Genomic DNA, 5,254 nt, shown 5'->3' with positions numbered 1-5,254 from the left:
CTTAGCTGGACGTGCACACACCCCACCGCAAGCGGTCCCCCCCGCTCAAGCGGGGATTAAGTTCAAGAGCAAAAGAGCGGTTCTTCGTTCCGACGCTTCGCGTCCAGGTTCTGGTAATCAGTTCCAAGTTCCAAGATGGAAGTTGTAAGGGAAAAAAAGCCCGGGGTCGGGGATTGCAGGTTGGAGGTTGGAAAGAGCAACAGAAGCTGGTTCACAGTTGAACCGTTCTCCGGGATGAGACACAAGGGATCAACACGGTTGACTCGGGATGAAAACTTCAGGTTAGTGGAAAACATAGCATCCCGTCATTCTGGCGTGTACCTGGTCAGAATCTCGATCTTTAGTGCGCTTTCAAGACCAGATCCCGTACAGAACCACTACGGGATGACAGAATGAGGAGATTCGAGGGTAGGCTCTACGGGATGACGGTCTTTTCTTGCTTTCGGTCATTCTGGTGGGCTTCAGAAAGGATCTGCATCTTCTCACAATGTGATCTTTACCAAGAACGAGGAACAGATCCTTGCTCTGGAACGAAGAACAATGTTTTTCTCTTTGATGGCTGTCTACTCTCTCGGTGGACGGCGGACCGTTGACGGACAACGTTGTTTTGAGCAGCGTACAGCGGATTTTCAGGAGCCAGTCACCTTCGGTGGCCAGTCTTTGCTTCGCAAAGGCCAGTCTCGCCTTCGGCGAGGCCAGTTCCGGCTGCGCCGGGCAAACAAGGACAATCGAGAAAGGGCTTTGTGGAGAGGTTCGCTACGCTCACGTGAGAAGAGAGAGAGAAGAAACCAGTCAGGTTGGAATTGAAGCATACGCCGTCACAAGCACCTCTTTGATCTCACCTTGACCAAGAACGAGGAACAGATCCTTGCTCTGGAACGAAGAACAATGTTTTTCTCTTTGACGGTATATACTCTCTCGGTGGACGGTGGACCCTTGACGGACAACGTTGTTTTGAACAGCGTACAGCGGATCTTCAGGGCAAGATCCCGTGCAGAAGCACTTTGGGATAACATTTGCGAGCTCTTTTCTTTGCTCATTTCAACTCAAATTGTCAGCGGCTTTCAATCGTGTTCTCTTTCTCAATCGCGGGTATCACAGTAAATAATACTTGACAATATGTAAATACTTATGTACAACACTACCGGGTGATCGATTTGAAAAACCGACTGCGCGAGTTCAGATTCAAGAGAAATGAGATAACGCAAGAAGCTCTTGCCGAATCTGTTGGAGTGAGCGGCAGACGATTATAGCTATAGAAAAGGGACGGTTCAATCCTTCTGTTAGGCTTGCCCTGAAAATTGCTAGAGAGTTGCAGTGTAAAACGGAAGATCTGTTCTTTCTAGAAGAAGGTGATTGATGTCTTCAAAAAGAGCCTTATTTTGATTTTCGATGTTATTTTGATAGGAATTGCCACAACTTTAATTCAGACGATAAGCCTCTGGTTCGTCTTTCTTTTCTCAGGTCTGTTCCTTTTGGTCTGTTCCTTTTCCGACTCCTTAGAGCTTTTGGTGTGGTCAGGAATCTTGATGAAAGAGAAAAAGCTATAGACAATCTCTCTTCTAATATAGCCCTGGCGATAGTGTTTGTTCTTGCAATGTTCTATATAGGAAAGGGTTACGAAATTGGCATCGATGGGTATATATCCTTTATTCTGATTCCTTTCACGGCCAAAGCTTTCTTCTCCCTGGTTTTTCACTTTGCAGAAAACAGGCGATTTCGATCTAAGGAAGAAGTGTCGGTTTGATATTCATAGTGTTCTCAGTGTTGTCGCACGGATTTAGTATTATAACGATGATTGAGGTAATACCGGGTATTGCAATTCTAATTGTGACTGAACTTTCAAAGAGGCAGAAATGGTTCAGATAGGTTATCGGCCTTTATTGTAGTGAGCACTATCGTCTATATCGACAACTTCGATAGGGTGACAATGCTTATGGTTTACTTGCTCTTTGTGATACCATTTGCCTTTCTGTTCATTAGATCTCTTTCCAGTGACCGAGGAAGATTCCACGAATTTTCCACGCTTTCAGGAGTATATTCTTACTGGAGGTGACCGCATGAAATCATTCTTGATTATCGTAATTGCCGCTGTTAGCAGCTTTTGCTTTGCAGCGGAGAATTACACTTTGCATTCGGATATTCCATACAGATCTCAGGACAACAGTCTGCTGAACAGCCTGGACATCTATGTACCGAAAGGATCCGGGATTGAAACCTCTTCTTTCCCGGTAATGATAATGATTCACGGAGGTGGCTGGAGAAGAGGGGATAAGGCAAACAGGGATGTCACCCTACACAAGGTTCCCTATTTCATCTCGAATAACTGGATATTCGTGAGCGTAAATTACAGGCTATCACCAGAAGTGAAACACCCGGTACACGTTCAAGATGTGGCCGCCGCTGTTGCGTGGGTGAAAGAGAATATTCCTTCTTATGGAGGAGACGCAGATAGAATATTCATTATGGGTCATTCTGCCGGAGCGCACCTTGCCGCACTCGTTTCGACTGATGAGAGATACCTTGAGGAATGCGGGGTCGGTCTTGAAGCAATCAGTGGGGTTATTCTCCTTGATGGAGCGGGTTATGACATACGAGCTAGTCTTGAAGATTATAACGAGGGAATCGCAGTTGATTTGATGTATATCAATGCTTTTGGTCGCGAAGAAGAGGTGTGGTATGACGCGTCCCCGATAAACCATGTCTCTTCAGGAAAATCGATACCTCCGTTCCTGATAGTATATGCCGGCAGACGTATCAAGTCTGAAGAGATCTCCAGAGACTTTGCTCTGGAACTACAGCTCTCCGGAATACCCGTCTGGTTATACCACGCTATAGACAAAAATCACGCCGGTGTAAACACAGATCTGGGACTGCCAGAAGATGGTCTTACTTCAGCGGTAACGGATTTTCTGAATCGATTACTCGATGAGCAGTACAGTCAGATAAGTTCCGAGGCCAAAAAAGACGAGACGTAAGAGGCCAGAGGTAAGAAGACCAATTAGATCTTGCCTTTCTTACCTCTAGCTTCATTCCCCTTACCTCTGATCCGCCTCGTGAGGGTCGTTGACTGGCTTTCGTAAGCAGACTGGCGACTCCACATAATGGAGATCCCGTACAAAAGCACTTTGGGATAACAGCGCAGGGGTCTTGAACAGGAGACCCCAAACAGACCTTCAGGGCAGGCTCAATGGGATACTGAGGTCGGAGTTGAGGAAAAATGGCACAGACATGAAAGAACTTGTCAGTCCCAATTTCGCCCTTTAGTAGTGTGGATCAGCATACTAGAAAACTTCATTTTTCTGCAATCCCTGTCGAAATGTTTGGTTGCTCTCTTAAAAGATTCTGTACACTCTTATATTCGCACCTAGTTACGTGAACAATACAGCTTGTTTAATATGGTTGCGACTGAGGTTTTTGTCGCAAAACGCAACCTGGGGTAGTTGTTGTATAATGAGGTGTTATAGCGTTTGTGGATGATTCGTTCGCAACCTATGGAGGCTGTATGAGAATCAAATTCCTTGAGGAAAGAAAGAATCTTCTGGACTTGAAAAAGATCGACATTTCTAACAAAGAGTAACTTAATATGCTCGGAGAAGAGACGAGGCATTGTGTCGCGATAGAAGGCATGTTTAGTTCTGAAGAAGACCTTGATGCGGTTATAGAGAGAAATGCTTCTTCAAGCAGCGTGCAGAGCGAAATCATAAACTACTTCAGGGCAGCTCAGTTTGTCTACGATCTAGCTCTACAATACAGAAATGATTACGTGAAGCCTCATTACATTCACGTAATCAGAACACTCCATAGTCAGATGTTTAGAAATGTAAAGTCGCCTTATCCAACAGGAGAATTCCGTACTGGCGGTGTTGAAATTATGAATGCAAGAATTACTCCTCCCTTTGACCCGAGAGATTGGATGGATATGTTTGTCCGGTACATCGATTATGCTCTGGAGAAATTCCCGATCTATGGTGCCATAGCCAGAATTCAGACTTTGTTCGAGTCTATTCATCCTTTTTATGACGGGAACGGGAGGGTTGGCAGACTTCTAGTGAATTTCATACTGATCGTGAACGGTTACTGCAATATCTCAATTAAAGGTTTGAAGGAACAAGATAGAATGGAATACTATGAAGCTCTGGAGATGGCAGATTCCGGGATAGAGAAGATGATCAATTCGAATTCGCACGAGTCCTTTGATGAAAGGGTAGCACTAATCGAGACCGGCGACTTCTCATCCCTGGAAGATCTCATCTATTCAGCGCTCCTAGATGCAATGGATAGATGCATCATTATCGCAAACGACAGTTCTAAACTCCTTAACGTCAGGCAGGTAGCAGAAGAACTGGGAATCTCTGAAACCGCAGTGAAGAAGAGAATCAATACAGGTAATCTTATAGCGAGCAAATTAAGAACGGGAAGATGGCTGGTTTTTCCGTATAACATCAAGTGATTGATCGGAAGGGAATCTTGGAGCGTTTCGCATTTGGCAGATAGTTGTTCTTAACGGGAAGTTAGGGTGTTCTACAGAGCCGTTAGACAAATCGAATTACTGTTTCACTTCTTTTCGGCAAGAGAGTACACTTCCTCGTTGCGCAATACATCAAGAGCATAAGCGATTGCTGCCCTGACCTTCTCTTTGTCAAGTGAAGGATGCGCTTCAACGATCTCAGAGATTTCCATTCCAGCTGTCAGCTCTGAAAGTATGTGCTCGACAGTTATCCTTGTTCCCCTGATCACTGGCTTGCCTAGCATTATTCTTGAATCTGAATGGATAAAGTCCTTGTAATCCATCGTCAACACCTCTCGGATATTATAGCATCTTGGACTTCTAGGCTCTGCAAATTGCAGAAGAGCCATCATTTGTAAGAACCGGGTCAGGGGTATGGCAAGAGCTAAAAGAGCGGGAAGAAACGTCTCTCGTACTTCGACCTTCGTCCAGGAACGTGGACCCGTCCTTGGCGTGGCGTGGGAAGAGCCTGAGGTCAGAGGCAAGAGGTCGGAAGAGCGAAGAGATCCCAAAAAAGACGAGACGTAAGAGGCCAGAGGTAAGAAAAGCAATTTGTTCTTGCCTTTCCAACCTCTAACCCCATTCCTGTCACCTCTATGATACGCCCAAGACGGACGGTGGAAAATAGGGACTTCATTTTCTCGACAAATAGGGACACCGTTATTTACATTCAATTAACGTGACAATACTGACATGCGAAAAATGGCACTTTATTTTTGGGAAGATCGATGCCGCGAACAAGCG

Annotated in this window: 5 protein-coding genes and 1 pseudogene; 5 read left to right on the top strand and 1 reads right to left on the bottom strand. The window is 45.3% G+C overall.

The window, feature by feature from the left end; all coding sequences use genetic code 11:
- The first annotated feature begins 589 nt into the window (after positions 1–589).
- From V512_RS12890 to V512_RS12870, 5 genes and pseudogenes are all read left to right on the top strand, one after another.
- Complete coding sequence (locus V512_RS12890; RefSeq protein ID WP_099830866.1) at positions 590–847, top strand: hypothetical protein; 258 nt, start codon at positions 590–592, stop codon at positions 845–847.
- A gap of 310 nt (positions 848–1,157) precedes the next feature.
- Positions 1,158–1,360: pseudogene (locus tag V512_RS15405) on the top strand (helix-turn-helix transcriptional regulator).
- Between the two features lie 153 nt (positions 1,361–1,513).
- Positions 1,514–1,747, top strand: coding sequence for a hypothetical protein (locus V512_RS15195; RefSeq protein ID WP_243392436.1), 234 nt, complete (start codon positions 1,514–1,516; stop codon positions 1,745–1,747).
- A 313-nt stretch (positions 1,748–2,060) separates the two neighbouring features.
- Positions 2,061–2,978, top strand: a complete 918-nt coding sequence (locus V512_RS12875; RefSeq protein ID WP_099830865.1) for an alpha/beta hydrolase — start codon at positions 2,061–2,063, stop codon at positions 2,976–2,978.
- A 608-nt stretch (positions 2,979–3,586) separates the two neighbouring features.
- On the top strand, positions 3,587–4,453 hold the full coding sequence (locus tag V512_RS12870) for a Fic family protein (protein ID WP_099830864.1): 867 nt from the start codon (positions 3,587–3,589) through the stop codon (positions 4,451–4,453).
- Between the two features lie 104 nt (positions 4,454–4,557).
- Here the strand turns inward: V512_RS12870 and V512_RS12865 are convergent, their stop codons facing one another.
- Positions 4,558–4,794 carry a DUF433 domain-containing protein gene (locus tag V512_RS12865; protein ID WP_099830863.1) on the bottom strand — a complete coding sequence of 79 codons (237 nt, stop codon included), beginning with the start codon at positions 4,792–4,794 and terminating at the stop codon, positions 4,558–4,560.
- Between the last annotated feature and the right edge of the window lie 460 nt (positions 4,795–5,254).

Origin of the sequence: Mesotoga sp. Brook.08.105.5.1 (assembly GCF_002752635.1) — a bacterium.
Taxonomy (GTDB): Bacteria; Thermotogota; Thermotogae; order Petrotogales; family Kosmotogaceae; genus Mesotoga.
Note: the sequence above shows the minus strand (reverse complement) of the source record. Positions and strands in the feature narration are given on the sequence as shown.

Bases quoted from the DNA above. Each gene is read 5' to 3' on its own strand.
- V512_RS12875 (WP_099830865.1), top strand. From the start codon at position 2,061: ATGAAATCATTCTTGATTATCGTAATTGCCGCTGTTAGCAGCTTTTGC.
- V512_RS12870 (WP_099830864.1), top strand. From the start codon at position 3,587: ATGCTCGGAGAAGAGACGAGGCATTGTGTCGCGATAGAAGGCATGTTT.
- V512_RS12865 (WP_099830863.1), bottom strand. From the start codon at position 4,794: ATGGATTACAAGGACTTTATCCATTCAGATTCAAGAATAATGCTAGGC.